This window comes from Arthrobacter sp. 01T419, assembly GCF_056398865.1.
In genome coordinates this window covers 1-25648 of the sequence record NZ_JBFTQF010000003.1, presented here as the reverse complement: position 1 = coordinate 25648, position 25648 = coordinate 1, and the positions used below count along the sequence as shown (strand labels likewise).

Sequence of the window (25648 nt, the reverse complement as noted above, 5' to 3'; positions counted from 1 at the left end):
ATGCCGAGCCGAATTGTCCTCCACAGCTCGACTTATCCACATGGAGGCGTAGCGCGGCTGACTCGACGGTACGATCCATGGACAGTATTTCCATGGACATCCCCTCGCAGCTCATTGTCTCCGCCGAACGTTTGGCCCTCACCGGATCCACGTCGGCGATTCACCACCACTTCAGGTCTGGCCGGCTTGTCCGGCTCCGGCGCGGCTACTACCTGAAAACCTCGGAGTGGGTGGATGCGACTCCGAGCGAGCGGTTCAAATGGTCAGCGGCGGCGGTGGGTCTGGCGTTCGAGCAGCCGGTCTTTTGTCGGGAGACTGCGGCGGTGGTGCTCGGGGTCCCGACGCTTCGGCCCCCGACGTTCGTTGACCTAGCCACTTCCTCGGAGCGAATCACCGGCCGGCGCGCTGCAACCTTTGTGGTCCACGGAAACAACGCTCTTGCCAATCAGGCCCGGAGCGTCGGCAACCATCCCATGCGATATTTGCTTCAACGGGAAACTGATGCGGTGATTGCCGGTGATTTCGCTTGTACAGGTCCGGTGCAAACGGCTCTCGACGTCATGTGCACCTCACCATTCAGCAGTGCTCTGGTAGTGGCTGAGGGAATCGCGCGAATGCTTTGGGAGCAGGGCTCGCTCGGTCAAGATGCTCGTCTGTCAGATCATCCTCGCATGGCCTTGGCATTGGATGGAGTCGCTACCGATGCCGCCAAAAGCCGTGCTAGCCGCATCGCGAACTTGGCCCACACGAAATCCGAATCGGCCGGGGAATCGTTCAGCAGTGCGGCCATCGAATTGTTGGGATTCGAGCAGCCCGTCCAACAGCACACGATCGTCGACTCGGGACAATTTGTTGCCAGGACCGATTTCTGGTGGCCGGAACAGCTGGTCGCGGGCGAGTTCGATGGCAAGCAAAAGTATCTGGAGGAGGGCCTGCGGGGAGATCTAAGCGCCGAGGAAGTCGTCTATCGGGAAAAGCTACGTGAAGACCGCATTCGAGGATGGGGGTTCACCCTCGCTAGATGGAATTGGGCAGACCTGGAACAGCCAGGCCGCCTGCGGCAGAAGCTCCTGCGCGCCGGGCTACGTCCTCGGCCCGGGCGCCCGTTTCTGATATCCCGCCCACAAGTGCCGGAATGGGAAACAATCCCCGGGGTGGCGGGCCTGCAACGCCGGACGGCGAGCTCGCCCGGCCCGGGAGCGCCAAAGCCCAAGTAAATACTCACACTGTGGACAACGTGGGAGTATTCACCCCCTGTTAATCCCTTGCTGTGGCCTGCGTCCTAGCTGGTGTCGGTGGGGTCTGCTTCACTGGAGGCATGACTATTTTGACTGGTACCTCAGTCGCTGGCATCGATGACCAGCGGAATTTCAATCACAAACTCATGGTCGCACTGGATGTTGACGGAACCCTCGTGGACCACGATGGCCACATGTCACAGGGAGTCCGCGAAGCCGCAAGGGCCGTCGTTGACGGCGGTCACGACGTCCTGATCGCTACCGGCCGTTCGCTGAACGCCACCTTGCCCATCATCGAGCAGATCGGCCTGGAACGGGGCTATGCGGTGTGCTGCAACGGCGGCGTGACGTTGAGGCTCGATCCGCAGTTGGATGCTGGCTACGAGATCATCCACAAGGCCACTTTCGATCCCGCTCCGGCGTTGATGGCTCTCCGCGAGCAGCTTCCGTCCGCCAAGTACGCGCTTGAGGACGAGGACGGGAACTTTCTCTCCACCGAGCGATTCCAGGACGCCAGCTTCGGCGTCGAGGCAATCGGCGTCGATTTCCAAACCATGCTGGATGCCACCGCGGTACGCGTCGTGGTGTTCAGCAGCGAGAACACTGCCGAGGAGTTTTCCACCGCCATCCGCAAGATCGGGTTGTCCGGGGTCACCTACTCGGTGGGCTGGACGGCTTGGCTGGATATCGCCGCCGCCGGAGTCACCAAGGCCAGCGCGCTGGAACAGTTGCGCCAGCGGCTCGGCACCCACCCGCGTCACACCGTGGCGGTGGGGGATGGCCGCAATGACATCGAGATGCTCAGCTGGGCCGGCCGTGGCGTTGCCATGGGCCAAGCGCCCGAGGAAGTCATCGCCGTAGCGGACGAGGTCACCGCGTCGGTGTACGACGACGGCGCGGCCCTCATTCTGCGCGGCCTGCTTTAAAGGTCTGCGCACACGGGTACGCCCTAGTAAACCTCGAGGATCATCGCGAGGAGCCGGGCGGCTGCGGGCCTGGCAGCATGCTCCTCCACCCACTGGGCACGGGCAAGGGCCTTGCTTACGGCTTGGGTACTGATCCCCAGTTCCTGGGCCACGGCCTTCTGTTGCCCACGCACGCCGGGCGTCAGCAGATCCAGGACGCGCCACTCAGCAAAACTCCGGTGCTGCACGATGTGTCCTAGAAGGCGTAGCACGGCCTCCGACTCGGTAGCCAGGGCAGCAATCGGGCCTTCAACGGCCACCGGGATGCGCTCCTTGCCGTTCCGTAGGCGATCTACGGCGCGGCGGGCGTAGACCAGTCCGTGCCCGGAGGCGTCTTTGATTTGGTTGGGCAGGGGTTCGTTGACAGGCCCGACGCCGATTCCCACGTACCATCGCCCGCTCCGCAAAGCGATGAGCGCCGTGTCCACAGCCTGATGCGGGGAGTCCACGATGCCTTGGACTTCATCTTCCACCGAGCGGTCAAAGTCCAGGCGCGCAGGGATGTGGCGCAAGTCTTTCAGCAGCTGCGGAACAAGGTCTCCGTTGCCGCGGCTGTCGCGTTGGTTGATGGTCAGCGTGAACATGGTGGATCATACATTACCGGCAGGTATCTGACTTTCAAGCGGTTAATCCAGAGCCGTTTTGCTCGTTACGACGGCGGGTGGCAGCGATTGTGGGGCGATCCATTCCGCGCCGGGAATACGTGCGGCTACCATGCCGTCCTGGATTGACCGGACCAACGGAGCCGGATCCTGGTTGCTTTCAAAGGTCCAAAAACGTCGGTCGGGCACCCGACCCCCGGCAGGATGCGGGTCCGGCGGACCTTCGGAGCGGAACACCAACGCGTACTTTCCCGTGACGCCGAGGCGGGTCACCTCCTTGGCAACCAGGAGCGCCGCAGGGGAAGAGCCATCGTGGCTCGTGACCACTTTGATGGATTCGGGAGCGACCTGGCTCCAACGGAAGATCCGTGTGGTTCGCTCCTGCGCGTAAGAGGCGACCATTCCGCCGTCGAACACGAGAAGCTTTCGGAAGGCCATTCCGAAAGTCAGCGACCACAGCACCAGGCCTGTCAGCAGGCAAGTGACCAGATAGACCGGCATGTTCTGGAATCTGTCAGGTGTGTGGTCGCTCGAGTTGGCGGGGCTGACGAATTGCCCGATTGTGCCGAAAACGAAGCCGATGATTAGGCATGGCAGCAACCAACTCCAAAAGATCCTCGACGACGATGCGATGTGGATAAGTTTCCCCAGGTCAGGTGCGAGGCGGTGTTCTGCCCGGCGGACCAGCCAGTTACGGCCGTGCATCGGGGTTCCTCCCGTAAAGCTTGGGAAGTCCGTCGTGAACTCGGGCCTGGGCCTCTTCTTTGGCGAGGAGCGCAGGATCCTCGATCGGAGGCTTTCCCTGGGTCAGGCCGGAATCCAGGTCGAGGGGAATGTAGCCGGGGGAGTGGTCCACGTTGGCTACCTCAAACATGCTGCCGACTATCAAGAAGATGTAAAGCGGGATGAATGACCACGCGATAGCGCGCCAACCCCCTGTCCAGGCGCCGGAGGTGGTTCCATCCTGGATCCGCACGGACCGCATGTGCGCCGCCCGGTCGCCAAAGAGCCCCGACGTTCCCCAGACCATGCCGTACACGAACAGGCCCACGAACCACAGCCCGGCAAACAGCGCGTAAAAGAAGGCGTCGTTGTATGCCAGTTCCAGGGTGGCCAGGTTGTTTTCCATTGCTTTGCGGACGGCGACAACCAGCAGGCACAGCACTGAATACGCGGCAAGGAAGACGACGCCGTCGAGGACGCGGCCCCAGAAGTGCCGGCTCGCGGAGGCCCGGACGTAATACTCGCCGCTCATCGTGTATTGCCTCACGGGGCGGCGGCTGCTTGCGTCGATCAGACGGGTTGGCCCGTCGAAGTTGTTCTTCTTAGCCATGCAATCCTCGGGGATGACGACGGCGGGGCGCACTTCTGAATGCACGCCCCGGCTGCTGGTGGTTATTTTCCGGAAACGATGGTGGCGAGAGTGCCCTCGAGGTTTGTTGCGGACACTTCCCGAAGCACGAGTGACAGCGAGCCCTCGGTGACAACCTGGTTGAGTACATGCACGGAGGTGGGCGCCGTGTAGATCGTCAGCGTCCGGAGGTCTTCGGCGTTCGTTTCGAAGACTGCCAGGTTGCTGACTGCCTGCGTCTCCGCAAGGAACTCGCCGCCTGAGGATTCGAACTCGGCCGGGGTGTAGCTGACCGCTTCAGAGTCCTTCGCCGCGGCACCATTGGGGTCCGCAAACGCCGCAAGGCGTCGGCTGACTTGGTCAACCGTGACTACGGTGAAGCCGTGGAGTCCGCCCTCGTCGACTTCCTCAAGCAGCGCGCCGTCGTCGTGGACGTAGATGAACAGCCAGCGCTTGCCGGTCGAAACTGTCCGCTCGATTGACGCAACCTGACGGCCGGTACGGCGCAGGGCCAAAGCACCGGTGATTTCCTCGGTAGCGTGCAGCCTGGACGGCTCGGCCTCGCCTTCGAAGATCACCGGATAGGCGAGCTCCTTGGCAAGAAGGCCCCGAAGGGCGACGCCGCAGAGCACGTTCCGGTCCGCCGTCTGGGCCGAGAGCCACGGGGTGGGGACAGCTTGTTCGCGCTGGACGCCGTCCAGGGCAACCACTTCTTCGTCTGTGAGGGTGGGCAGCGGCGTCCCTTGCGCCGAGGCTTTCGACAGGACCTTCGCCGCGGACTCCACATCGCGTTCGGTCCACTGGATCGTGTTGGTGCTCATCCGAAAATACCTCCCACGAATTTTCCGACCGATTTGGCCGCATTTCCTACGCCGTCAACCACTTTGGTGCCGGCGTCTTTTGCAAAGTTTCCTGCTTCCTTCAGGCCGTCGCCAAGGTATTGGGCGGGGTGCTGCGCGAAATTGGAGATGCTGTCCCAATGGTCCGCAACCAGATTCCCCAAGGCCCACGCGCCCGCGACGAGGCCTGCGCCGATGACGATCGGGGCGCCGATCGGGCCGAGCATCGCGGCGCCTCCCGCTGTCATCAGCATCATGCCGCCAACCCCGCCCACAACGGACAATCCGCCCGCGACCCGATCGCCTGTTCCGCGCCAGCCGTCGTGGGAGGGAGAGATCATGTCGTGGATGCCGCCAGCAATGCTGAGGGGGCCGGCGATACCTCCGGCGATCCGCATGCCCTGGGAGAACTTGCTGGCGTCTTCGAAAGCCTGCGCATACGGAACCCCGGCTTTGAGGTCTGTCAGGACCTCACTGAGCTTGCCGCCGTTCTTGAGCTGGTCAAGGCCGCCCTTGAGCCATCGCCCGGCGTCGTCCCAATTCGTCAGCAGCTCTTTGGTCTTGGCCCAGTCTTCGAAGCCGAGCTTGTGGAGTTTCCAAGCGTTCCAGAGCGTTGCGCCAAGGTCCTTGGCCCCCGTCCCGGTGTCGTAGACGCCTTTGAGGTCGGCTAGGGCGCTGGTGCCCATCCGCTGGCTGGCGTAATCCTGTTCCTCGGCATTTGCCTTGAGCTGCTTGGCGCCTTCCTTCAGCATGGTCGCCGCCTTGAGAAGCAGGGGACGGTGGCTGGAGTTCCAATCGCTCTTGAACCTTTGGGCGTCGCTGCCGGTCCATGCGGTCGTGTTATTGACGAGGCCGCTCAGCTGCATCCCCTGCATTTCCAGGGTTGTGGCGGCTTTGCCCATCACACCGGCCAACGAACGCAGCTGTGCGACGTCGGCGCCGTAGAATCCAGCCATCCGGAATCCCCCGTCCCTAGTCTTTGGTCATGTCGCGCCTAGCCTATTGCCCCGAAACAGGCGAGGTCGATGGGGACATCTACCCATTAACGACGACGGCGGCGGGTGCGGTTCGTATGGAACCACACCCGCCGCCCGAAGCGTGGGTCCTTAGTGGGAGACCGGAACGTAACGCTTGATGGAAGCTTCCAGCTCGGCTTCGGCGGCTGCGCGGTCGGCCCAGCCTTCAGCCTTGACCCACTTGCCGGGCTCAAGGTCCTTGTAACGGGTGAAGAAGTGCTCGATTTCCTTGATCAGGAATTCGCTGACATCCGAGATTTCCTGGATGTGGTCGAAGCGCGGATCGGCCGGAACGCACAGGACCTTGGCGTCTCCACCGCCGTCGTCGGTCATGTTGAACACGCCGATGGGGCGGGACTCAACGATGACGCCGGGGTACAGGTCGAAGTCCTGCAGGAGTACCAGTGCGTCCAAGGGGTCGCCGTCCTCGCCCAGGGTGTTCTCGAAGAACCCGTAGTGGGTGGGGTACTGCATGGACGTGAACAGGACGCGGTCCAGGCGAACGCGGCCGGTCTCGTGGTCAACTTCGTACTTGACGCGCGACCCCTTGGGGATCTCGATCGTGACGTCGTGCTTCATGGAATGCTCCTTGACAGTATTGGCATGGGCGCGGCAACAGAGCAGCCGACGCCGCCGACTACTATTGAGGATATAGCGAGAGGCCCAAGTTTCTTGAAACGGTGGGGACATTCAAGACTTTGAGGACTAAAGCTGCATGAAGGGCGTTGACCAGGCGGGGGCTGAAAAGCAGGCTTCGGACAAGCAGGAGAACCCCGTTCTCAGACCCAGGAACCCGGCATCGAAGGGCTTCGTCCGCTTTCTGCCACTGGTCTTGTTGATCTTGGTCATCGCTGCCCTTGCTGTGCCGATGGGGCTGGGCGTGGCACCCGGGTTCTTCGGGCCCGGCTTCCTGGGAGCTGCTAGCACGCCCATCCCCAAGGCGCCGGCCTGGCAACAGATTCCCGATGGGCTGAGCCGTGCCCAGGTGGTCGCGCCCTTGGACCCTTCAGCCCCGGTCCCGCTACCGGCCGACGTCACCCGCCAGCTCAACGCCTTACTGACGCCCGACGGCGGGGGAGACTTCACCGGTGTCGTTCAGGATGCGTTGACCGGACTTCCGCTTTACGATCGCGACGGCGGCAAGAACCGGGTGCCCGCGTCCAACATGAAGCTGCTCACCGCCGTCGCGGCGCTGCGGGCGATCGGCCCGGAGACCCGCTTCGGCACGCGGGTCCTGACAGGACCCTCAGCGTCGACCATCGTACTGAGCGCCGGAGGGGACGTCCTGCTTGGCGCGGGACCGTCACAGCCAGGCGAGGTGATGGGCCACGCCGGCCTCGAAACGCTCGCAGCGGACACCGCCAGAGCGCTCAAGGACCGCGGCGTGACAGGTCCGGTCACCGTGCAGTTGGATGACACGATCTTCACCGGACCGGCCTTGAACCCGGCGTGGAGCCTCGACGATGTCGCTGCCGGCGAAACAGCACCGGTCTTCCCGCTCGCGTTGAACTCGGCGCGGACCAGCCCGGGGGCCACCACCGGCCCCCGACCGCAGGATGCAGCCCTCACGGCCGCGGAGGCTTTCGTAGGGAAGCTCCAGGCCGCGGGTGACGCTGCCGGATTCACGGTGGCCTCGGGTGTGGAACGCGCCAAAGCTCCGACAGGAAAGCAGGATGTCCTCGCGAGCGTGGAGTCCGCCACCGTCCGCGAGCAAGTGGATCTGATGCTGGAAACCTCGGACAACTACCTCGCGGAGACGTTTGGCCGGATGGCTGCACTGTCCGTGGGAAAACCGGGAACCAACGACGGCGCCACGGCGGCCGTGAGCGCCCAGTTGGCGGAGCTGGGGATAGCCACGGACTCCATGCACTTGGCCGACGTGTCCGGCCTTGCCTTGGGCAACCAGGTATCAGCCCGGCAGTTCGCGGACGTGGTCCGGGCCATTACCTCCGGACCGGACACCCGCCTCCGTGCTGCGCTCGCCGGATTCCCGGTGGCAGGACTGACCGGGACACTCGGAGACCGCTACGGCGACGCCAGCACTTCGCAGGGGGCAGGTCTGGTCCGGGCCAAGACCGGAACCCTGAATTCGGTCATCGCCTTGAGCGGCTATGTGGTGGACACTGACGGCCGTCTCCTGGTTTTCTCCTTTATCGGCAACGGGCTGACGCCAGGAGCCGCGGGGAACAAAGTGGCGCTGGACAGGTCCGCCACCGCGCTCGCCTCGTGTGGTTGCTCTGGTGGTTGACGTTCGTCGCTGCCTGACGTTCGCCGCTGAGCGAACTTAAGGGCGCAGATTCAGCCTGCTGTGTTCTGATGGATCGTATGGAGTCTCAGCAGCAAGCCCAGTCCCTCATCAATTGGGAGCTGGCCGCCTCCACGGCTGCCCGGCTCGCTCCCCCCGGTCCCCCAATGAGCCCGGGCGAGATCGGCAAAGCCGTGGATAGCCTGCGTTTCAGCGCGGACATCTCGGTCCCGCATGTGCATGACATCACCGGTTTGGAAGCCGCGCGAGATCTCCGAGATTCCCATGTCCTGGTAGTGGACCGGGCATCGTGGGCGAAGGCGAACACTCAGAGCTTTGCGGTGATGCTCCAGCCGGCCCTCCAGCAAATGATGGATTCCCGCCGCGGTCCGGCGATGACACCGGCTGCGGCGGCCGCGAGCGGCGCCATCACGGGCAGCCAGCTCGGAGCGGTGCTTGCCTTCTTGTCGAGCAAGGTCCTGGGCCAATACGACCCCTTCGCGGCACTCGCCCCGGACTCAAAAGCGCCTCCCGCCGGCCGACTCTTGCTGGTGGCTCCGAATATCATCTCCGTGGAGCGCGAGCTCAACGTGGATCCGGACGATTTCCGGCTCTGGGTCTGCCTTCACGAGCAAACCCACCGCGTGCAGTTTGCCGCCGCGCCTTGGCTCCGGACCCACATGCTTGAGGAGATCGAGCGGCTCAGCACCAACCTGCTCGGTAATGTGGACTCCATCATGGACCGTGCTACGGCCGCTGCGCGGTCCCTACGCGACCGCTCAGCCGGTGCCACGCCTGGCCGAGGGGCCATCTTGGATCTGTTGCAGAACCCCGAGGAAAAGGCCTCGCTCTCGCACCTCACAGCAGTCATGAGCCTGCTGGAGGGCCACGCCAACGTGGTGATGGACGCCGTCGATTCCACCCTGGTCCCTTCAGTGAAGACCATCAGGCAGCGCTTCAGCGCACGGGGCAAGGACCGCGGAATGATCGAGAAATTCATCCGCAACATCCTCGGCCTGGATGCCAAGATGCGCCAGTACAGCGACGGAGCCAAGTTCGTCCGTGAAGTGGTTGCGCTGGCTGGCATGGAGGGCCTGAACCGGGTCTGGGAATCGGCCGAAAAACTGCCCACCGAAGCCGAAATCCACGACTCCAAGCTGTGGCTTGAGCGGATGGGTCTGTGACCGCGGGTACCGAATCAGGTCCAGCAGGGCCAGGCAGCAGCCCAGAAAGCAGCGGACGACGGCGTCCCGGGCGTTTGGCGCCTGTCGTCGGCAAGGCACGAAATATGTTGCAGGACGCACTGGCCTCGGCAGGCTATCCAGAGCGAATCCTGGTGGCTTGCAGTGGCGGTCCCGACTCCGTGGCCCTCGCTTCCGTGGCTGCGTACTTCGCTCGTCGCGGCCACGTGCACGGCCACCCAGTGAGCGTCGCCGCGGTCGTGGTTGACCATCAGCTGCAGGAAGGCTCGGATGAGGTCGCGGCACGAACAGTGGCGACCCTGAAGGAGCTGGGCCTTTCGCCTGTTCAGCTGAGGACCGTCGATGTGGCGGCCACCGGGTTCGGGCCCGAAGCCGCGGCGCGCGACGCCCGGCATGCAGCCCTTGAAGCGGCTGCCACGGAGCTTGATTGCCGGGCGATCCTGCTCGGGCACACCTTGGATGACCAAGCGGAACAGGTGCTGCTGGGCCTGGCCCGCGGCTCGGGAACGCGCTCCCTCGCCGGAATGCGGCCTGCCCGCGGCAAGCTCCTTCGCCCCTTCCTCGGCCTGCGGCGCGCGGAAACACTCGAAATCTGCGAGGTCGAGGAACTCGAAACCTGGCACGACCCCAGTAATGCGGATCCAGCCTTTGCCCGTTCACGAACCCGGGTCGAGGTAATGCCGTTGCTTGAGGCCAAACTCGGACCCGGCGTCGCCGAATCGCTTGCCCGCACCGCCGCGATCCTCCAGCAGGACGCCGATTTCCTGGAGCAGCTTGCCATGGAGAGCTATGCGGGCCTCGTGAACCGGACCGACGACGGCGTCTGGCTCCCCGAAGCCTCCTTGAGGGAGTTGGCCCCTGCGCTGAGGTTCCGGGTGATCGCAAAAGCAGCCGCCGACGTCGGGGGCCAGCAGCCCGGCTACGGGCGGCTCCAGGCGGCTGAAGCGTTGCTGCGCCGGCAGGGATCGGCCGGTCCCGTGCAGCTTCCCGGAAGCGTCAGCGTGTATCGGGTGTCGTTGAGTGAATTGGAGCGGCAGGCCCCCATGCAGGGAGATGGCGTTCCCCGAGAAGGCGGAGGCTGTGGGAAGCTAGTATTCCGGCATCACAAATCGCCCCAACACTAGCCGCACCCACGCATCAACACAGGAGCCATTGGTGGATTCAAACGACGTCCAGGCAGACCTCAAGCACGTTCTCTACACCAAGGAGCAGATCCAGCGACGAATCGGTGAACTGGCTGCACAGATCGACAAGGACTACGAGGGTCGTGAACTGCTGATCGTGGGCGTGCTCAAAGGCGCCGTCATGGTCATGGCCGACCTTGCGCGCGCACTTCACAGCCACGTCAGCATGGACTGGATGGCCGTGTCTTCCTACGGTTCCGGTACCCAGTCCTCCGGCGTCGTGCGCATCCTCAAGGACCTCGACACCGACCTCATGGGCAAGGATGTCCTGATCGTCGAGGACATTATCGATTCCGGGCTGACGCTCTCCTGGCTCAAGACCAACCTCGAATCACGAGGCACCGCTTCAGTGGAAATCTGCACCGCTTTCCGAAAGCCCACAGCCGCCAAGGTGGAGATCGACGTCAAGTATGTCGGCTATGACATTCCCAACGAATTCGTGGTCGGCTACGGACTGGATTACGCCGAAAAGTACCGCAACTTGGACTTTGTGGGAACTCTCGCCCCGCACGTTTACGAGTAGCCTTTCTTACCGCGGTATTGCCGCGAAGTTAAAGCTAAGAGAAGTCGGCCGCCCAATGGGGAGGCCGACTTCTTCTTTTAACTCATTCGGGGAGGGCTGTCGAGAATGGGCAATTTGCGTGTTAGCGTTCAGCTCAAATAGTCGTTTGACTTGACCTGGGGGGGCATTTTGAATATGGATTCGGTTTCATCGTCAAGGCGTGGGAAGGTCCGGGCACTTTTGGCTGGCGGTTTGGTTCTAGGGGTCGGCGCCGCAGTGGTGTTGGCTGCCTGGAACGATTCCGAGTTCGCCACCGGAACATTCACGGCGGGTACCTTCAATCTTCAGGGAAGCACGGACGGCACGGCCTACTCGGATCATGCGGCCTCTCCGGGAGCCACCCTGCCATTCACCCTCAACCCAGCCAATCTGGCGCCCGGGGACACTGTCTACGCACCCTTCGCGGTGCGGCTGGCGGCCAATACCACCACGGGGTCCACCGTCACGGTGAACACTGCTACTGCCACGGGGTCGGTCGCGAACCTGAGCTACCAACTCCTTGAAACTACGTCCTTCGGTTGCTCGAGCGGCACTACGGGAACCGAACTGGTGCCTGCGGGAACCGCACTCAACGGTGCACTGAGCGGTGTCACCTTCGACCTCAACGCCGGCAGCCCCACGAGCAATCCCGGCGGCGCGGTGTTCCTTTGCTTCAAAGTGACCGCAGCGGCAGGGCTGGTCCAGGGGCAAAGCGGCACGGCCACGTGGCAGCTCGCCGGGGCTTCCACTTCCTAATCAGCGACCATGACCGGACGCAGGACGGCTCGTCAGCCAGGGAAGGTCCGCCAGCCGTTCCTCCGTGTGCGCGCCATCTTGGCCGGAGGACTGGTCCTGGGCGTTGGAAGTGGTCTGACCCTTGCCGCGTGGAATGATTCCGAGTTCGCTTCAGGAACCTTCACGGCCAGCTCCTTCCAGATCGAATCCTCCATCAATTCCGGGGGGTCTTGGCTGGCGCACCCTGCTGCCGGCTCAGCCGCGATCCTGGCCTTCAATCCCGCGGGAATGTCACCAACATCAGTCAATTACGCCCCTATCTGGGTCCGCACCACGGCTGGATCGCTTTCCGGGTCCTTGGCACTCCAAGGCGCCACCACTACCGGCAATGCCTCCTTGGCAGCTGCCTTGGATTACAGGGTGGTGCGCTACTCGTCGGGAACATGCGATTCCAGCCAATTCACCGCCGGGGCAAGCTACATCGTGGGTTCGTCGGCTTCGAAGGTTCCGCTAACCACCTCCGGGGCAGCAACCGCGGTGGCCGCGAGCTTGGCCAGCCCCACGCAGCTATGCTTCGAAATCACCATGAAAGCGTCCGCAGACAACGCCCTGCAAGGCACGAATGTCAATGTCACGTGGGAAATCAAGGGGACCTCGGACTCATGACTGTAAGCCTGGCGCCGGCAAGACCGCAGAGGAAACGCAGCAATAGCAGGCGCCCAGCCGACGTCGTACGGGAGACGCTCCTTAACCTCGCAGCGATCGGCGGCGCGATCTGTATTCTCCTGACGCTGGCCGCCGTCTTTTTCCACATCACGCTCATCATGTTCAAGACCGGCTCGATGTCGCCCACCATCCCTACTGGATCGCTCGCGGTCGTGCGGGAAGTCCCGGTGTCGGAGGTCCGGATTGGAGACGTCGTCACGGTGGACCGTCCAGGGCAGCTGCCCATCACCCACCGGGTCACTTCTTCGCGCATGATCGCCGGCGGCATGGCGGTCCTCACGCTCAAGGGCGACGCCAACCATGTGGAGGATCCTGCACCCTACACCGTCTCCAAAGTCCGCACAGTACTCTATTCAGTGCCGGGGATTGCCTACGTTGTTGCCGGCGCATCGAACCCTTGGGCGCTGGGCGGCACTACCCTTGGCGTCGCTGCCTTGGTGACTTGGGCGCTGTGGCCCAGGCCGGAGGGAGCCCGGCCGGGGAGTTCCAGTCGGGCGCGGCACAAGGCGGGTCCATGATTGGACGTGCGAGCCGCCTGCGTTCTGCCGCGGCAGCCGGCGCGGTGTCGCTGGGTCTGCTCGCCGCCGCACCGGCATACGCTACGGCAGACGGGCCGGACTTGATATTGACGCACGGCGGCAACAATCCGCCAGCTGTCCTCGTACCCGGGTCCACCAGCAGATGGAGCATCGGGGTGACGAGCAGGGCGGTGACGCTGCACGATTTGCGGATGCGGCTGCGGGCTGAGGGCGCGCTTGGGCAACTTGCCGTACCGGACTCCTTGGCGCGACTTGTCACCGTGGACGTACGCAGCTGCCGCACGGAGTGGGTGTCAGGGGCCTGCCCGTCTGGCGAAAACACTGTCATTTCGGCGACGACGCTTTCTTCCCTCAGTGACTTGGGCACGGTCAGTCTCGCAAATCCCGACGGCGGGATCCCGGCCGGCGTCGAACTGCAGCTCACCGTCACATTGTCGCCCACGGCCGGCAACAGCGTGCAAGGGCTTTCAACGAGGATTGCCGCGCGCGTAGATGCCGCCGGAGAGCCGGAGCCGGCGAAGGACATTCCAGCGATCGGCCTCCCTGACACAGGATTCCGCTTGGGCATTTTTGCGCTACTTGGCCTGGGTGCCGTCCTGGCGGGAGCCTTCGCGTCGAGGCTCGCCAGTGCGCGAGCCGTTGGGCCTGCGCGAGCCGTTGCAGCCGGTGCCACGACGCCTGCCCGTGGGCCGGGTGAGGACTGATGAAGACACCCGAACGGCGAAGGGGTTTCGCGCATTTTCCTGGCCTGAGGCCAGCCGTCGCGGTGGCCGGAGTTGCGGCGGCCCTTCTGGGCCTTCCGGCCGGAACCTCGGCAAGCGATGCGAGCTGGACGAGTTCAGAGTTCGGCACCGGCGCTCTGAAGGCGGCCACCATTCCACCTCCCGTGATGATCAGCCCCTGTACACTCAGCCCCGGCGCGGCCGGGACCGACCCGGTGATCACGGTCAACTGGCAATTCCCGGCGGGAACAGGGTATGGGGTACCGGCAAACGTCAATTACTACGTAGCAAACGGGGGATTGCTTTCAAACCTGACGGCCGTGACTCCGGGAAGCAGCCTGGCCACCACCGGCCCCGTTAATGGGGTGTACACGACGCAGTTCAAATCGGGAGTCCTGAGCGGATTGCTCGGCGGAACATACGGCGTCTATCTGCAGACGAAGGACGGCACGGGATGGGTCTCCACACGTGCCACGGCAAACGCTTCCATGGGACTGGCCGGAAGTAATCCGGTGTGCACGGTGAGCTAGGAGCTTGCACAAGTACATGTCTGTGTACGCCTAGAGGGAACTTTTGCCCCTTACTATGCGTGAATCACTCCGAACGGTGTAAAGCTAGAAACTGACGCAGCACCACACGCGCGCAGAAGCTGCGCCGTGCAGCACTACCAGGAGGGACGGGGCGGAGCCCCCGAACAGATGAAAGCTAAGAGTTTCTTCAAGGGCCCGGGCATCTGGATTGTTGTCGTAGTCGGCTTGCTCCTGGTGGCATTTGCAACCCTTGCCCCCGGCGGATCAACCCGTATCGACACCGATAAGGGCCTTGCGCTTCTCGCCCAAAGCGGGAAAGTAGAGCAAGCCAAGATCTACGACGCCGAGAACCGCGTTGATCTGACGCTGAAAGACAACCTGGTGATTGACGGCCAGGATAAGGGCAAGAACGTCCAGTTCTTCTATGTCACCCCTCGCGGCGGAGACGTCGTCAAGGCTGTCACCAACGCCCAGCCAGCCAAGGGCTTCACTGACCAGCCCGTTGAGAACAACTGGTTCTCCGGACTGTTCTCGCTCCTTGTCCCGGTGCTCCTTCTGGGCGTCCTCTTCTGGTTCCTGCTCTCGCGGATGCAAGGCGGCGGCTCCAAGGTCATGCAGTTCGGCAAGTCGAAGGCCAAGCTCGTCAACAAGGACATGCCACAAGTGACCTTCTCGGATGTCGCCGGTGCGGACGAAGCCGTTGAAGAGCTCCAAGAAATCAAGGAATTCCTCGCGGAACCAGCGAAGTTCCAGGCAGTCGGCGCAAAGATCCCCAAAGGCGTGCTCCTCTACGGTCCTCCGGGCACTGGCAAGACCCTCCTGGCCCGCGCAGTCGCTGGTGAGGCCGGCGTCCCATTCTTCTCCATCTCCGGTTCGGACTTCGTGGAGATGTTCGTCGGTGTCGGTGCTTCGCGTGTCCGGGACCTCTTCGAGCAAGCGAAGGCCAACGCGCCGGCCATCATTTTCGTTGACGAGATCGACGCCGTTGGCCGTCACCGCGGTGCCGGCATAGGCGGCGGCAACGACGAACGCGAGCAGACCCTGAACCAGCTCCTGGTCGAAATGGACGGCTTCGACGTCAAGACCAACGTCATCTTGATCGCTGCGACCAACCGACCGGACGTCTTGGACCCCGCTTTGCTCCGGCCAGGGCGCTTTGACCGGCAAATCACCGTGGAAGCCCCGGACCTGGTTGGTCGTGAACAGATCCTGAATGTCCACGCCAAGGGCAAGCCGATGGCGCACGGCGTCGACCTCAAGGGCGTCGCCAAGAAGACCCCTGGCTACACGGGTGCAGACCTCGCCAATGTGCTCAATGAGGCCGCCCTCCTCACTGCCCGGTCCAATGCCAACCTGATTGACGACCGTGCACTGGACGAGGCAATCGACCGCGTCATGGCCGGTCCTCAGAAGCGCAGCCGCGTCATGAAGGAAATGGAGCGGAAGATCACCGCTTACCACGAAGGTGGCCACGCTTTGGTGGCGGCAGCCCTTCGAAATTCCGCACCGGTCACCAAGATCACCATCCTGCCCCGCGGCCGCGCCCTCGGCTACACCATGGTGGTCCCCGAGGACGACAAGTACTCGATCACGCGCAACGAACTCCTTGACCAGATGGCCTATGCCATGGGTGGCCGCGTCGCCGAGGAAATCGTCTTCCATGACCCCTCCACGGGCGCCTCGAACGACATCGAAAAAGCCACCGGAACAGCCCGCAAGATGGTCACCCAGTTCGGTATGAGTGAGCGCATCGGCGCCGTGAAGCTTGGCGTTGGTGGCGGTGAGCCGTTCCTCGGCCGGGACATGGCACAGGAACGCAATTACTCGGACTCCGTGGCGTACATCGTTGACGAGGAAGTGCGCCGCCTGATCGACCAGGCCCACGACGAGGCCTATGCCATCCTGACCGAGAACCGCGACGTCCTGGACCAGTTGGCCCTCGAACTGCTCGAGCGCGAAACGCTGAATCAGTCCGAGATCGCCTACATCTTCCGGGACATCCGGAAGCGGGACTTCCGCGAGGTATGGCTCTCCAAGGAATCCCGTCCGGTCCAGACTATTCCGCCGGTGGAGTCCCGCGCGGAGAAGGCCGAGCGCGAGGCGCAAGAACAAGCCAAGAATGCTCGTCTCGAAGAACCTCTGGACGCACAGCCGCCGCATCCTCAGGGCGTCGGCAGCCAGGAGTCATTCACGGGTCACGGACCTGACGCGGGCACCGACGTTTCGCAACACAGCTAAGCTTTCTGCTGTGACTCACATCGACGACGACGACTTCAGCAGTGCCGCAAGTGATGCCTTCGGCGGTTCGGGCGAGGGGAAATCCTCAGACAGCCACGGCCATGGACACCACTCGCACAAGGTCGACCGCCCGCGCATTGAGGCGGCTGTCCGCGAGATCCTCATTGCGGTGGGCGAGGACCCGGACCGTGGTGGACTGCTGGACACGCCAAAGCGCGTTGCCAAAGCTTATGCCGAGGTCTTCGCGGGCCTGCACCAGGATCCCGAGCATGTTCTGTCCACGACGTTCGACCTCGACCACGAGGAACTCGTGTTGGTCAAGGACATCCCGTTCTACTCCACGTGCGAACACCACTTGGTACCATTCCACGGCGTCGCGCACGTTGGGTATATCCCTTCCCACGATGGCAAAGTGACGGGCCTGAGCAAGCTGGCCCGCCTCGTGGACATTTACGCCCGCCGTCCCCAGGTTCAGGAACGCCTGACCACCCAGATCGTCGAAGCGCTCGTGACCCACCTCAAGCCCCGGGGAGCTATCGTCGTCATCGAATGTGAACACATGTGCATGTCCATGCGTGGCATCCGCAAGCCCGGCGCCAAGACCRTCACCAGCGCAGTGCGCGGGCAACTTCATGACCCGGCCACCCGCGCCGAAGCCATGAGCCTCATACTCGGAAGGTAACAAAGACCATGGATTCCCTCGCAGCAGCACCGGGAACAGGCCCGGCAACCAGCCCACTGCCTATCCTCCGCAAACCCCGTCCAGCCGCCCGCTTTGCGGACCTGCCGGCCGATCGTACGCTTGTCATGGGAATTCTCAACGTCACTCCGGATTCCTTCAGCGACGGCGGTAAGCACCCCACGGCGGATACGGCGATAGCGCACGGCTTGCGCATGTTGTACACGGGTGCGGACATCATCGACGTCGGCGGCGAATCAACCCGCCCGGGCGCCGAGCCTGTCTCCCCCGAAGAAGAGCAGCGGCGCGTCCTGCCGGTGATCCAGGCCCTCGTTAAGGCTGGAGCGCTCGTCAGCATCGACACGACGCACGCGTCGACGGCCGCAGCGGCCGTCGACGCCGGGGCCGCGATCATCAACGACGTTTCCGGGTTGAGCATCGAACCCGAGATGGCCGAGCTCGTCGCACGCTCCAAGGTGCCCTATGTCCTGACGCATCGCCGGGGCGACGCCGAGACCATGAACAGCCTTGCCGACTACGGCAATGTGGTGGAAGAGGTCATCGACGAGCTCAGGGGCGTCCGCGACAAGCTCTATGCGGCAGGTGTGTCACCGGAACAGATCATTGTGGATCCGGGCCTGGGCTTCTCCAAGGACGAGGACCAGAACTGGCAACTCCTCAAGTACATCGGCAAGCTTGATGAACTTGGCCACAGGGTCCTGATAGGAGCTTCCCGCAAGCGCTTCCTCGGAACGCTCCTGACCGTTGCCGGCAAGGCGGCGGCACCGGAGGAACGGGACCATGCCACGGCTGCCATCACGGCAATCAGCGCTGCTAACGGCGCGTGGGCCGTGCGAGTCCACGACGTCGGCCCCAGCCTTGACGCTGTCAAGGTTGCCGCGCGCGTCAGACACTAAGCTTCGTGAGCAAAGGGGGAGGAACCGGTTTGGACAAGATCACACTCACCGGCGTGACCGCCGTCGGGCATCACGGCGTCTTCGACTTCGAGCGCCGGGACGGACAACCGTTCGTCGTTGACGCGGTCCTGTATACCGATTTCAGCAAGGCTGCGGAAACCGACGACCTGCAGCACACGGCACACTACGGCGAAGTGGCCGAGTACATTACGTCCCTCATTACAGGCGAGCCACTCAACCTGATCGAGGCCCTCGCGGTGCGCATCGCCGATGGCATTTTGGCCGGCTTCAACGTCGCCGCCGTCGATGTAACCGTCCACAAACCCAAGGCTCCCATCGAAGTGCCGTTTGGCGATGTCACCGTCAGTGTCCACAGGGAGCGTGCATGACCTCCCGTTTCACGAAAGCCATCCTGGCCCTCGGCAGCAATCTGGGCGAGCGGAACGATACCCTGTCCACCGCCGTCGCAGACCTTGTGGACCGCCCGGAAATCCGCCTGCTTGGCGTCTCTCCCGTGGTCCAGACAAAGGCCGTGGGCGGACCCGTGGGGCAGCCGGACTTTCTCAACATGGTGATCGCCGTTGAGACCACCCTTGCGCCGCTCGATCTGCTGCAGCACTGCCACGACGTCGAGCAAAAGCACCATCGGGTCCGCGAAGTTCGCTGGGGTCCGCGCACGTTGGACGTGGACATCATCGTTTACGGGGACCTCACCAGCGACGACGAAACCCTGACCCTGCCACATCCTCGGGCTGCGGAGCGCGCCTTCGTGCTGTATCCATGGGCCCTCCTGGACCCTGCCGCGCGGCTCAACGGCGAGAGTGTCGCCGAACTGGCCGCCAAAGCCGAGGACTTTCCCGGGCTTCGACCGTTCGATGGTTTCGACGGGTCCGGCAGCGTCGCTGCCGCTGGAGCGGTGGAATAGCCCATGAAGGCCATGCGTCCGCTCTTGTTGGCGATCATCACCGTCGTTCTCGCCGCAGTTGGCTGGCTGGCGTCCGTGCTCACCACCCGATACAGCATGGCGACGCCGGTACTTCCTCCTTCCGCCTTGGTGACCATGGGTGTCATCGTCGTGCTCACGTTGATCATGGGCATCCGCGTCCTGCGCTGGCGCAGCGGCAAGAAGAAGACGATGCTCAACCCCATCCTGGCCGCGCGAACCCTGCTCCTGGCCCAAGCCTGCGCTTACGCGGGCACCGTGCTGCTCGGCTGGCACGTGGGAATAGTGTTGGAGCAACTCCGGATCTGGAGCCTCCGCAGTGATCAGGGCATCTTCTGGCTTGCGCTGATCATGGGCGGCGGCGGGCTTATCATGACCATTGTCGGGATCGTGGTGGAACGGTTCTGCCGGATCCCCCCGGAAGATCTCGAAGGCGGCGCCGGCGTCCAGGATAAGCGCCGCGGCGAGGCCAAGGGCGAAGGCGAGTATGCATACCGCGGCGATTGACCCTCCTGGTATCCAATGGCTGCGCGTATCGCCCAAATACGTGACCGTGCGGCTCGTCGAGTGGGCCGTTGGCAACGTGTTCATGGTCGCGGTCTTCAGTCTGCCCTTGCTCTTCGTGCAACTGGGGTGGTGGAAGTGGCCGCCGCTGTGGTTCGCCATCGCCGTCCCAGCGGCCTTTCTGCTGCTTGCCCTGTGGAGGCTCGTGTTGATTCCGAGGCAGGTGAGGGCCATCGGCTATGCAGAACGCGACGACGACCTCTTGATCCGCCGCGGCATCTTCTTCCAGCGGACCATGGTGGTTCCTTACGGCCGGATGCAGTACGTCGATGTTGCCGTTGGACCAGTCGAACGCCTTCTCGGGCTGTGCACCCTCAAACTCCACACCGCCGCGGCCGGAACCAATGCCCATTTGCCCGGACTCCCTGCCGCTGAAGGCGCACGGCTGCGCGAGCAGCTTTCGGCCCGCGGTGAAGCGAGGCTGGCCGGGCTGTGACCCAGGATCAGACCGCCGTCGACGGCGACTGGCACCGTGTGCACCCGGCGTCGCCGTTCGTACGGGGATGGGTGGCACTCGCCGCGATCGTTTATTTCTTTGGCCGCGACACCTTCGAACGGGCACTCCAGGGCCGCGGAACCATTGGCGACAATTTCAACGAGCGCACGCTCTGGCTCTTGGCCGGGGGAGCCCTCGTGCTGTTGCTGGCCTTGGGATCCTTCGTCCTCAGCTGGTACTTCACGCGCTATCAGCTTGCGGAAGGCTACGTCAGGGTCAACACCGGTTTCCTGTTCAAACAGCAGCGCCAGGCCCGGCTTGACCGCGTCCAGGCCATCGACATCGTGCAGCCCCTGCTTGCCCGTATTTTCGGCCTCGCCGAGCTGAAGTTCGAGGTCGCCGACGCCGGCCACTCGGCCGTGCGGCTCTCTTACCTCAAGCTCGCGCAGGCCAAGCAACTCCGTGCCACGATTCTGGGCCGCGCGGCCGGCATTGCTGACGGGAGCGAGACGGTCGAGGTACCTGAGGCTCCTGAACAGGTGGTGCTTTACCTCCCGCCCGGAAGGCTTGTCGGTTCGCTGATCCTGAGCGAGCAGAGCTTCTTCATCGTGCTCAGCGCCATCGCGTCCGTGATGATTTCCGTGCTGACCGAGTCCCGGGCGTTCATCCTCTACTTGATTCCGGCGATCCTCGGCCTGGGTACGGCTTACTGGCGCTCGTTCAACAAGGGCTACAACTTCACGGCGGCGATTTCCCCAGACGGAATCCGCCTGCGTTACGGGCTCCTGGATACCCAGGCCCAGACCGTGCCGCCGGGCCGGATCCAAGCGGTCAAGGTCACGCAGCCCCCGTTATGGCGCATCCTTGGCTGGTATCGGATCCACGTCAACGTCGCCGGCTACGGTGAACACCACCGCAGCGAAGCCGAGCACCGCACCATGCTGCTTCCCGTTGGCCGGAAGTTCGAAGTGATGATGATGCTCTCGCTCGTCCTGCCCGATCCCGGGATCGCCGACCCGGAACGTGTGTTCACGGCCGGCTTGACTGGCCTGGATTCCGACGCCGGTTTCATCACCACGCCGAGGCGTGCCTGGATTCTTTCCCCGTTGGGCTGGCGACGAAACGGTTTCCTTGCCACGGACACGGCCTTGCTGCTGCGCTCCGGGCGTTGGTGGCGGAAGTTGGTAGTGGTTCCACATCAGCGGACACAGTCCATGGCCCTCCACCAAGGCCCGTTGGCCCGGCTGTTCGGTGTGGCCGACCTCGTACTCCACACGACCCCCGGGCCGGTGGCACCCAGGCTCATCCAGGCAGCCACCGACGAAGCAGTCGGCTTGTTCGACCAGCAGGCGGCCCGTGCCCGGGCGGCTCGCAAGCTTCAGAGCAGTGAGCAATGGCTGGCCCAGCTTCCGCCCGCGGCGTTGCCGGTGCTCCCAGCCCCGCCAAACACGGTCGCAGTACAGCACGTACCAAATCAGGAGGAACCACACCATGGCTAGGCCAGGACGACTCGGCGTTGGAATTATTGGCGCCGGCAAAGTGGGTGCCGTCCTGGGTGCGGCTTTGCGCGCAGCCGAACACGCCGTCGTCGGGGTTTCCGCGGTCTCGGAGGCGAGCCGGGAGCGGGCGGAAACGTTGCTTCCCGGGGTCCCCGTCCTGGACATCCAGGACATTGTGGAACGGGCAGAGTTGGTGCTGCTGGCCGTCCCGGACGACGCCCTCGGCGAACTCGTGGAAGGACTGGCGAAGCTCGGAGCGTGGCAGCCCGGACAACTGGTAGCGCACACTTCCGGCCGCTTCGGCGTCGGAATACTGAAGCCGGTCCGCGCCGCCGGTGCCATTCCACTCGCCCTCCACCCTGCCATGACGTTCACGGGCATGAGCCTGGACCTGACCCGGCTCATGGACTGCACGTTCGGCGTTACTGCCGACGCCGCCATGTTGCCCATCGCCCAGGCCCTCGTGGTGGAGATGGGCGCCGAACCGGTGGCCATCGCCGAGGCCGATCGCACGCTCTACCACGCAGCGCTTGCCCACAGTTCAAACCATATGGTCACGCTCGTTGCACAGGCCTCCCAGCTGCTGCGCGAGATCGGCGTCGATACCCCCGAGCGAATGCTCGGCCCCTTGCTGCGCGCCACCTTGGAGAACGCGCTCGCCTCAGGCGAGTCGGCGTTGACCGGGCCCGTGGCCCGCGGAGACGTGGGAACAGTGTCCGCTCACACCGAGGCCCTCAAGGAGTACGACGCCGGTGCCGGCGGCGATGTCCTTGCCGCTTACCAGGCCATGGCCCGGGCCACTGCCCGTCGAGCGGTCAACCGTGGACTGCTCAAGGAAGGCCAGCTCGGCGAGATCAACAACGCCTTGGAAGGCTCAAGTACGCCCGACATCGGCGAAGACCGTCCAGGCAGCGACGCTGCCGGGATGCAGGAAGGAAACTGAGAATGGCCATCAAACTTGTGACCACCGCATCGGAACTGCGGAACGAAAGCGCTCGGTTGCTCGCAGAAAAGCGCGGCCGCTCGCAAGGCCTCGTCCCTACCATGGGCGCTTTGCACACCGGGCATGCAGCGCTGGCCCGCACCGCCGTCGAACAGAACGACGTCGTGGTGGCCTCCATCTTCGTGAATCCCTTGCAATTCGGAGAGGCCGCGGATCTTGAACGCTACCCGCGCACCCTTGATGCGGATATGGCACTCCTCGACGCCGAGGGCGTGGACCTCGTCTTCGCCCCTTCAGTTGACGAGGTCTACCCCGGTGGCGAGCCCCTGGTCCGTGTGACGTCGGGGCCGCTCGGCGAGAAATGGGAAGGCGCCTCGCGTCCCGGCCATTTCGACGGCGCCCTCACCGTCGTCGCCAAACTGCTGCACTACGGCCTGCCCGGGGGTCCAGCCGTCGACGGCGGTGCTGCCGCGTACCGCGCGTACTTCGGCCAGAAAGACGCCCAGCAGTTGGCTCTCGTGAAGCGGATGGTAGCGGATCTCAGTTTTCCGGTGGACATCGTGGCAGTGCCCACCGTGCGCAATGCGGAAGGACTGGCGCTTTCCAGCCGGAACCGTTTCCTTTCCGACGAAGAACAGGAGGCGGCGTTGGTGCTGTCCCGGGCCCTTCGCCTTCTTGAGTCCCGCGCGCTGGCGAACGAACCGCTGGGGCTTGACTCCGCCGTCGCACTCGTTGAATCGCAGCCCCTCGTGAAGCTGGACTATTTCGACGTCGTCGATCCCCGCACGCTGGAACCGCTCGCCGAAAACTGCCAGGACACTCCGTTCCGGGGAGAAGCGCTCGCGATCATCGCGGCGAAGGTAGGACCTGTGCGGTTGATCGACAACGTGCCGCTGAATTCCTGAACTTCCGGTTGTCGGCTCACAAACGTTTGGATTAACTGCTGACGGGAATGCCGTTGAGGCTTAGACTGTTGCAGTCTTCACCGGCGCCGAGCGCCGGATACCACCGCACCCAAAGCTGAGGGATCCTCATGTCTACCGATGTCACGTCAGACGCGCACGGCAACCCCGTGCCGGGAACGGGGACACAACAAGCCCGCGACAAGATGTCGCGGGAGTCTGTCACCGTTATCGTCACGCTTCTGGTCGCCACCTTCGTGGTGATCCTCAACGAGACCATCATGAACGTTGCCTTGCAGCGGCTCATGACGGACCTCAACGTTGACGCACCCACGGTCCAATGGCTCTCCACGGGATTCATGCTGACCATGGCCGTGGTCATACCCACCACGGGTTTCATCCTCCAGCGGCTCACCACTCGAGCTGCGTTCCTCCTTGCGATCGGACTCTTCAGCGGTGGCACACTGCTCGCGGCCCTGGCCCCGGGGTTCGGCGTGCTCCTCTTGGCGCGAATCGTCCAGGCGGGTGGCACGGCAATCATGTTGCCGCTGCTGATGACCACCATCTTGACGCTCGTTCCCCTGTCCCGCCGCGGAGCGGTGATGGGCAACGTAACCATCGCGATCTCGGTTGCGCCGGCTTTGGGCCCCACGGTTTCCGGCATCATCCTGGACCACCTCTCGTGGCGATTCATGTTCGTCTTCGTGCTGCCCGTCGCTTTGCTGGCGATGGCCATCGGTGCCCGATTCCTGACCAACGTGGGCGAACGGGGCAATGTGAAGCTGGACTTCGCCTCAGTGGTCCTGACCGTCCCGGCCTTCGGTGGCCTGGTCTATGGACTGAGCCAGATCGGTGGCCACAGCGGTGCAACGGCCTTGCCGATTGCTGCACTGGTGATGGGCGTCTTGTGCATGGTGGTCTTCGTTTTCCGCCAGCTCAAGTTGCAGAAGTCCGACGCTCCTCTGCTTGACCTGAGGGCTTTCAACTTCCGCATGTTCACGGTGTCAGTCCTCCTCATGGTGGTTGCCATGATGGCCCTCTTTGGCGGCGTGATCCTGCTTCCGCTCTACCTCCAGAACGTCCTCCACTTGCAGCCGATGGAGACGGGCCTGGCACTCCTTCCGGGAGGCTTGGCGATGGGCTTGCTCGGCCCGGTGGTCGGCAGGCTGTTCGACAAAGTCGGTCCGCTCCCTCTGACCGTGACGGGTTCGGTGCTGCTGGTCCTTACTCTCTGGCAGTTCTCGATGCTTACGGCGGGCAGCCCGTTGTGGTGGGTCGTCGTCCTTTACGCGGTGCTCAGCTTGGGACTGGCCTTGCTGTTCACGCCCGCGTTCACCACGGGCCTCAACCCGCTCCCGCCGCACCTCTACTCGCATGGCTCGGCCATCATGAGCACGCTCCAGCAGGTAGCCGGCGCCGCAGGTACAGCCCTCCTGGTCTCGATCTTCGCCGTGGTGTCCGCCGCGTCCGGTTTTGTGGCCGGAATGCAGGCCGCCTTCCTGACGGCCACCTTTATTGCGGTGGTTGCCGTGGTGCTTTCTGCCATGATGCGTAAGACCGAGGGAGCAGCGGGGCATTAGATCGCTTGCCTATTTGCCTGGTTCGATGCTTGCTAGAGTTCGACGGCCGCTAGAGTTCGACGGCGCCGCATCACCTTCCGTGATGCGGCGCCGTTTTGCCGGGTGGCGGTTTGGTGCGCTGCCCTGTGCCGCTGTGGCGGCGGTGTGCGTCATGGTGGGGTCTGACGCCGTCCGCCCTTGGCGGCGGTGAAGCCCGGGATTCATGTGACGCACAGCATGTTTGTGGTTTGCGGTCCGAAAGGGCTTCAATCTGGTGGCGCCGGGCCCGAAATCGGCGTGTTTTAGGGAGTTTCGGGGCGCGGGAGGTGACATCTGGGTGAATTTGCGTGGGGTCTTGGTGGTGTGTAGAGTAGTTCGAGTCGCCGCCGCTGGTGCGGAAAAATTGCGACAGACTCCCTTTCAAATGGAAACCAGTTCTTGGTTCGCTTTTGTGTGTTCCGGTGCGGTTTCCGGGGGTCCCGGATGGTGTTTTGTCCGGCGTGGTTCCCGGGTTCGGGAGTTGTGCCGGGAGG

Annotated in this window: 28 protein-coding genes; 22 read left to right on the top strand and 6 right to left on the bottom strand. The window is 63.7% G+C overall.

Annotation, left to right across the window (positions count from 1 at the left end; all coding sequences use genetic code 11):
• Positions 1-77 precede the first annotated feature (77 nt).
• Complete coding sequence (locus tag AC1DLO_RS06075) at positions 78-1217, top strand: hypothetical protein (protein WP_476888795.1); 1140 nt, start codon at positions 78-80, stop codon at positions 1215-1217.
• 101 nt (positions 1218-1318) lie between these two features.
• Positions 1319-2164, top strand: a complete 846-nt coding sequence (locus AC1DLO_RS06070) for an HAD family hydrolase (protein ID WP_476888794.1) — start codon at positions 1319-1321, stop codon at positions 2162-2164.
• Between the two features lie 23 nt (positions 2165-2187).
• On the opposite strand, the gene AC1DLO_RS06065 is transcribed toward AC1DLO_RS06070, so the two are convergent.
• From AC1DLO_RS06065 to AC1DLO_RS06040, 6 genes are all read right to left on the bottom strand, one after another.
• Positions 2188-2787: a hypothetical protein gene (locus AC1DLO_RS06065; RefSeq protein ID WP_476888793.1), complete on the bottom strand. Its 600-nt coding sequence runs from the start codon at positions 2785-2787 to the stop codon at positions 2188-2190.
• A 42-nt stretch (positions 2788-2829) separates the two neighbouring features.
• Positions 2830-3510 (bottom strand): hypothetical protein, encoded by a 681-nt coding sequence (locus AC1DLO_RS06060; protein ID WP_476888792.1) that lies wholly within the window; start codon positions 3508-3510, stop codon positions 2830-2832.
• On the bottom strand, positions 3497-4138 hold the full coding sequence (locus tag AC1DLO_RS06055; RefSeq protein WP_476888791.1) for a hypothetical protein: 642 nt from the start codon (positions 4136-4138) through the stop codon (positions 3497-3499). Before AC1DLO_RS06055 ends, AC1DLO_RS06060 begins: the two co-directional genes overlap by 14 nt.
• 62 nt (positions 4139-4200) lie before the next feature.
• Positions 4201-4977 (bottom strand): hypothetical protein, encoded by a 777-nt coding sequence (locus tag AC1DLO_RS06050; protein ID WP_476888790.1) that lies wholly within the window; start codon positions 4975-4977, stop codon positions 4201-4203.
• Positions 4974-5951, bottom strand: a complete 978-nt coding sequence (locus AC1DLO_RS06045) for a WXG100 family type VII secretion target (RefSeq protein ID WP_476888789.1) — start codon at positions 5949-5951, stop codon at positions 4974-4976. Before AC1DLO_RS06045 ends, AC1DLO_RS06050 begins: the two co-directional genes overlap by 4 nt.
• A 150-nt stretch (positions 5952-6101) precedes the next feature.
• Complete coding sequence (locus AC1DLO_RS06040) at positions 6102-6590, bottom strand: inorganic diphosphatase (RefSeq protein WP_059388921.1); 489 nt, start codon at positions 6588-6590, stop codon at positions 6102-6104.
• Between the two features lie 136 nt (positions 6591-6726).
• Between AC1DLO_RS06040 and dacB the strand changes: the two genes are divergently transcribed.
• The 20 genes from dacB to AC1DLO_RS05940 all read left to right on the top strand — a co-directional run bounded on the left by dacB (position 6727) and on the right by AC1DLO_RS05940 (position 25136).
• A complete protein-coding gene (dacB, locus tag AC1DLO_RS06035; protein ID WP_476914430.1) occupies positions 6727-8259 on the top strand; it encodes a D-alanyl-D-alanine carboxypeptidase/D-alanyl-D-alanine endopeptidase in 1533 nt (510 codons plus the stop codon).
• 68 nt (positions 8260-8327) lie between these two features.
• Positions 8328-9440: a zinc-dependent metalloprotease gene (locus AC1DLO_RS06030; RefSeq protein WP_476888787.1), complete on the top strand. Its 1113-nt coding sequence runs from the start codon at positions 8328-8330 to the stop codon at positions 9438-9440.
• Positions 9441-9544: 104 nt separating this feature from the next.
• The gene (gene tilS / locus AC1DLO_RS06025) at positions 9545-10582 is read left to right on the top strand and encodes a tRNA lysidine(34) synthetase TilS (RefSeq protein WP_476888786.1); all 1038 of its coding nucleotides are present in this window, start codon (positions 9545-9547) and stop codon (positions 10580-10582) included.
• Positions 10583-10613: 31 nt separating this feature from the next.
• Positions 10614-11165, top strand: a complete 552-nt coding sequence (gene hpt, locus AC1DLO_RS06020) for a hypoxanthine phosphoribosyltransferase (RefSeq protein ID WP_184741199.1) — start codon at positions 10614-10616, stop codon at positions 11163-11165.
• Between the two features lie 219 nt (positions 11166-11384).
• The gene (locus AC1DLO_RS06015) at positions 11385-11939 is read left to right on the top strand and encodes a SipW-dependent-type signal peptide-containing protein (RefSeq protein ID WP_476888785.1); all 555 of its coding nucleotides are present in this window, start codon (positions 11385-11387) and stop codon (positions 11937-11939) included.
• 9 nt (positions 11940-11948) lie between these two features.
• Positions 11949-12584: a SipW-dependent-type signal peptide-containing protein gene (locus tag AC1DLO_RS06010; protein ID WP_476888784.1), complete on the top strand. Its 636-nt coding sequence runs from the start codon at positions 11949-11951 to the stop codon at positions 12582-12584.
• On the top strand, positions 12581-13162 hold the full coding sequence (locus AC1DLO_RS06005) for a signal peptidase I (RefSeq protein ID WP_476888783.1): 582 nt from the start codon (positions 12581-12583) through the stop codon (positions 13160-13162). Before AC1DLO_RS06010 ends, AC1DLO_RS06005 begins: the two co-directional genes overlap by 4 nt.
• Positions 13159-13887, top strand: a complete 729-nt coding sequence (locus AC1DLO_RS06000; protein ID WP_476888782.1) for a hypothetical protein — start codon at positions 13159-13161, stop codon at positions 13885-13887. The genes AC1DLO_RS06005 and AC1DLO_RS06000 overlap by 4 nt, the downstream gene beginning before the upstream one ends.
• On the top strand, positions 13887-14435 hold the full coding sequence (locus AC1DLO_RS05995) for a hypothetical protein (RefSeq protein WP_476888781.1): 549 nt from the start codon (positions 13887-13889) through the stop codon (positions 14433-14435). The genes AC1DLO_RS06000 and AC1DLO_RS05995 overlap by 1 nt, the downstream gene beginning before the upstream one ends.
• Before the next feature lie 168 nt (positions 14436-14603).
• Positions 14604-16673, top strand: coding sequence for an ATP-dependent zinc metalloprotease FtsH (ftsH, locus tag AC1DLO_RS05990; RefSeq protein ID WP_184741182.1), 2070 nt, complete (start codon positions 14604-14606; stop codon positions 16671-16673).
• A gap of 10 nt (positions 16674-16683) precedes the next feature.
• The gene (gene folE / locus AC1DLO_RS05985) at positions 16684-17355 is read left to right on the top strand and encodes a GTP cyclohydrolase I FolE (protein WP_476914429.1); all 672 of its coding nucleotides are present in this window, start codon (positions 16684-16686) and stop codon (positions 17353-17355) included.
• An 8-nt stretch (positions 17356-17363) separates the two neighbouring features.
• Positions 17364-18269 carry a dihydropteroate synthase gene (gene folP, locus AC1DLO_RS05980; protein ID WP_184741180.1) on the top strand — a complete coding sequence of 302 codons (906 nt, stop codon included), beginning with the start codon at positions 17364-17366 and terminating at the stop codon, positions 18267-18269.
• A gap of 29 nt (positions 18270-18298) precedes the next feature.
• Positions 18299-18658, top strand: a complete 360-nt coding sequence (gene folB / locus AC1DLO_RS05975; protein ID WP_476888780.1) for a dihydroneopterin aldolase — start codon at positions 18299-18301, stop codon at positions 18656-18658.
• Entirely contained in the window at positions 18655-19194 is a 540-nt protein-coding gene (gene folK, locus AC1DLO_RS05970; RefSeq protein WP_476888779.1) for a 2-amino-4-hydroxy-6-hydroxymethyldihydropteridine diphosphokinase, read from the top strand. Before folB ends, folK begins: the two co-directional genes overlap by 4 nt.
• Positions 19195-19197: 3 nt before the next feature.
• Positions 19198-19719 carry a DUF3180 domain-containing protein gene (locus AC1DLO_RS05965; protein ID WP_184741177.1) on the top strand — a complete coding sequence of 174 codons (522 nt, stop codon included), beginning with the start codon at positions 19198-19200 and terminating at the stop codon, positions 19717-19719.
• Positions 19700-20212 (top strand): PH domain-containing protein, encoded by a 513-nt coding sequence (locus AC1DLO_RS05960; protein ID WP_476888778.1) that lies wholly within the window; start codon positions 19700-19702, stop codon positions 20210-20212. The genes AC1DLO_RS05965 and AC1DLO_RS05960 overlap by 20 nt, the downstream gene beginning before the upstream one ends.
• Entirely contained in the window at positions 20209-21711 is a 1503-nt protein-coding gene (locus AC1DLO_RS05955; protein WP_476888777.1) for a PH domain-containing protein, read from the top strand. The genes AC1DLO_RS05960 and AC1DLO_RS05955 overlap by 4 nt, the downstream gene beginning before the upstream one ends.
• Positions 21704-22654: a Rossmann-like and DUF2520 domain-containing protein gene (locus AC1DLO_RS05950; protein ID WP_476888776.1), complete on the top strand. Its 951-nt coding sequence runs from the start codon at positions 21704-21706 to the stop codon at positions 22652-22654. The genes AC1DLO_RS05955 and AC1DLO_RS05950 overlap by 8 nt, the downstream gene beginning before the upstream one ends.
• Before the next feature lie 2 nt (positions 22655-22656).
• On the top strand, positions 22657-23559 hold the full coding sequence (panC, locus tag AC1DLO_RS05945) for a pantoate--beta-alanine ligase (protein ID WP_476888775.1): 903 nt from the start codon (positions 22657-22659) through the stop codon (positions 23557-23559).
• A 128-nt stretch (positions 23560-23687) separates the two neighbouring features.
• Positions 23688-25136, top strand: a complete 1449-nt coding sequence (locus AC1DLO_RS05940; RefSeq protein ID WP_476888774.1) for an MDR family MFS transporter — start codon at positions 23688-23690, stop codon at positions 25134-25136.
• Positions 25137-25648 lie beyond the last annotated feature (512 nt).

What these genes read in the sequence shown, in the direction of transcription:
- AC1DLO_RS06075 (WP_476888795.1), top strand. Translation starts at nt 78, where the DNA reads ATGGACAGTATTTCCATGGACATCCCCTCGCAGCTCATTGTCTCCGCC.
- AC1DLO_RS06070 (WP_476888794.1), top strand. Translation starts at nt 1,319, where the DNA reads ATGACTATTTTGACTGGTACCTCAGTCGCTGGCATCGATGACCAGCGG.
- AC1DLO_RS06065 (WP_476888793.1), bottom strand. Translation starts at nt 2,787, where the DNA reads ATGTTCACGCTGACCATCAACCAACGCGACAGCCGCGGCAACGGAGAC.
- AC1DLO_RS06060 (WP_476888792.1), bottom strand. Translation starts at nt 3,510, where the DNA reads ATGCACGGCCGTAACTGGCTGGTCCGCCGGGCAGAACACCGCCTCGCA.
- AC1DLO_RS06055 (WP_476888791.1), bottom strand. Translation starts at nt 4,138, where the DNA reads ATGGCTAAGAAGAACAACTTCGACGGGCCAACCCGTCTGATCGACGCA.
- AC1DLO_RS06050 (WP_476888790.1), bottom strand. Translation starts at nt 4,977, where the DNA reads ATGAGCACCAACACGATCCAGTGGACCGAACGCGATGTGGAGTCCGCG.
- AC1DLO_RS06045 (WP_476888789.1), bottom strand. Translation starts at nt 5,951, where the DNA reads ATGGCTGGATTCTACGGCGCCGACGTCGCACAGCTGCGTTCGTTGGCC.
- AC1DLO_RS06040 (WP_059388921.1), bottom strand. Translation starts at nt 6,590, where the DNA reads ATGAAGCACGACGTCACGATCGAGATCCCCAAGGGGTCGCGCGTCAAG.
- dacB (WP_476914430.1), top strand. Translation starts at nt 6,727, where the DNA reads ATGAAGGGCGTTGACCAGGCGGGGGCTGAAAAGCAGGCTTCGGACAAG.
- AC1DLO_RS06030 (WP_476888787.1), top strand. Translation starts at nt 8,328, where the DNA reads ATGGATCGTATGGAGTCTCAGCAGCAAGCCCAGTCCCTCATCAATTGG.
- tilS (WP_476888786.1), top strand. Translation starts at nt 9,545, where the DNA reads ATGTTGCAGGACGCACTGGCCTCGGCAGGCTATCCAGAGCGAATCCTG.
- AC1DLO_RS06010 (WP_476888784.1), top strand. Translation starts at nt 11,949, where the DNA reads ATGACCGGACGCAGGACGGCTCGTCAGCCAGGGAAGGTCCGCCAGCCG.
- AC1DLO_RS06005 (WP_476888783.1), top strand. Translation starts at nt 12,581, where the DNA reads ATGACTGTAAGCCTGGCGCCGGCAAGACCGCAGAGGAAACGCAGCAAT.
- AC1DLO_RS06000 (WP_476888782.1), top strand. Translation starts at nt 13,159, where the DNA reads ATGATTGGACGTGCGAGCCGCCTGCGTTCTGCCGCGGCAGCCGGCGCG.
- AC1DLO_RS05995 (WP_476888781.1), top strand. Translation starts at nt 13,887, where the DNA reads ATGAAGACACCCGAACGGCGAAGGGGTTTCGCGCATTTTCCTGGCCTG.
- ftsH (WP_184741182.1), top strand. Translation starts at nt 14,604, where the DNA reads ATGAAAGCTAAGAGTTTCTTCAAGGGCCCGGGCATCTGGATTGTTGTC.
- folP (WP_184741180.1), top strand. Translation starts at nt 17,364, where the DNA reads ATGGATTCCCTCGCAGCAGCACCGGGAACAGGCCCGGCAACCAGCCCA.
- folK (WP_476888779.1), top strand. Translation starts at nt 18,655, where the DNA reads ATGACCTCCCGTTTCACGAAAGCCATCCTGGCCCTCGGCAGCAATCTG.
- AC1DLO_RS05965 (WP_184741177.1), top strand. Translation starts at nt 19,198, where the DNA reads ATGAAGGCCATGCGTCCGCTCTTGTTGGCGATCATCACCGTCGTTCTC.
- AC1DLO_RS05960 (WP_476888778.1), top strand. Translation starts at nt 19,700, where the DNA reads ATGCATACCGCGGCGATTGACCCTCCTGGTATCCAATGGCTGCGCGTA.
- AC1DLO_RS05950 (WP_476888776.1), top strand. Translation starts at nt 21,704, where the DNA reads ATGGCTAGGCCAGGACGACTCGGCGTTGGAATTATTGGCGCCGGCAAA.
- panC (WP_476888775.1), top strand. Translation starts at nt 22,657, where the DNA reads ATGGCCATCAAACTTGTGACCACCGCATCGGAACTGCGGAACGAAAGC.
- AC1DLO_RS05940 (WP_476888774.1), top strand. Translation starts at nt 23,688, where the DNA reads ATGTCTACCGATGTCACGTCAGACGCGCACGGCAACCCCGTGCCGGGA.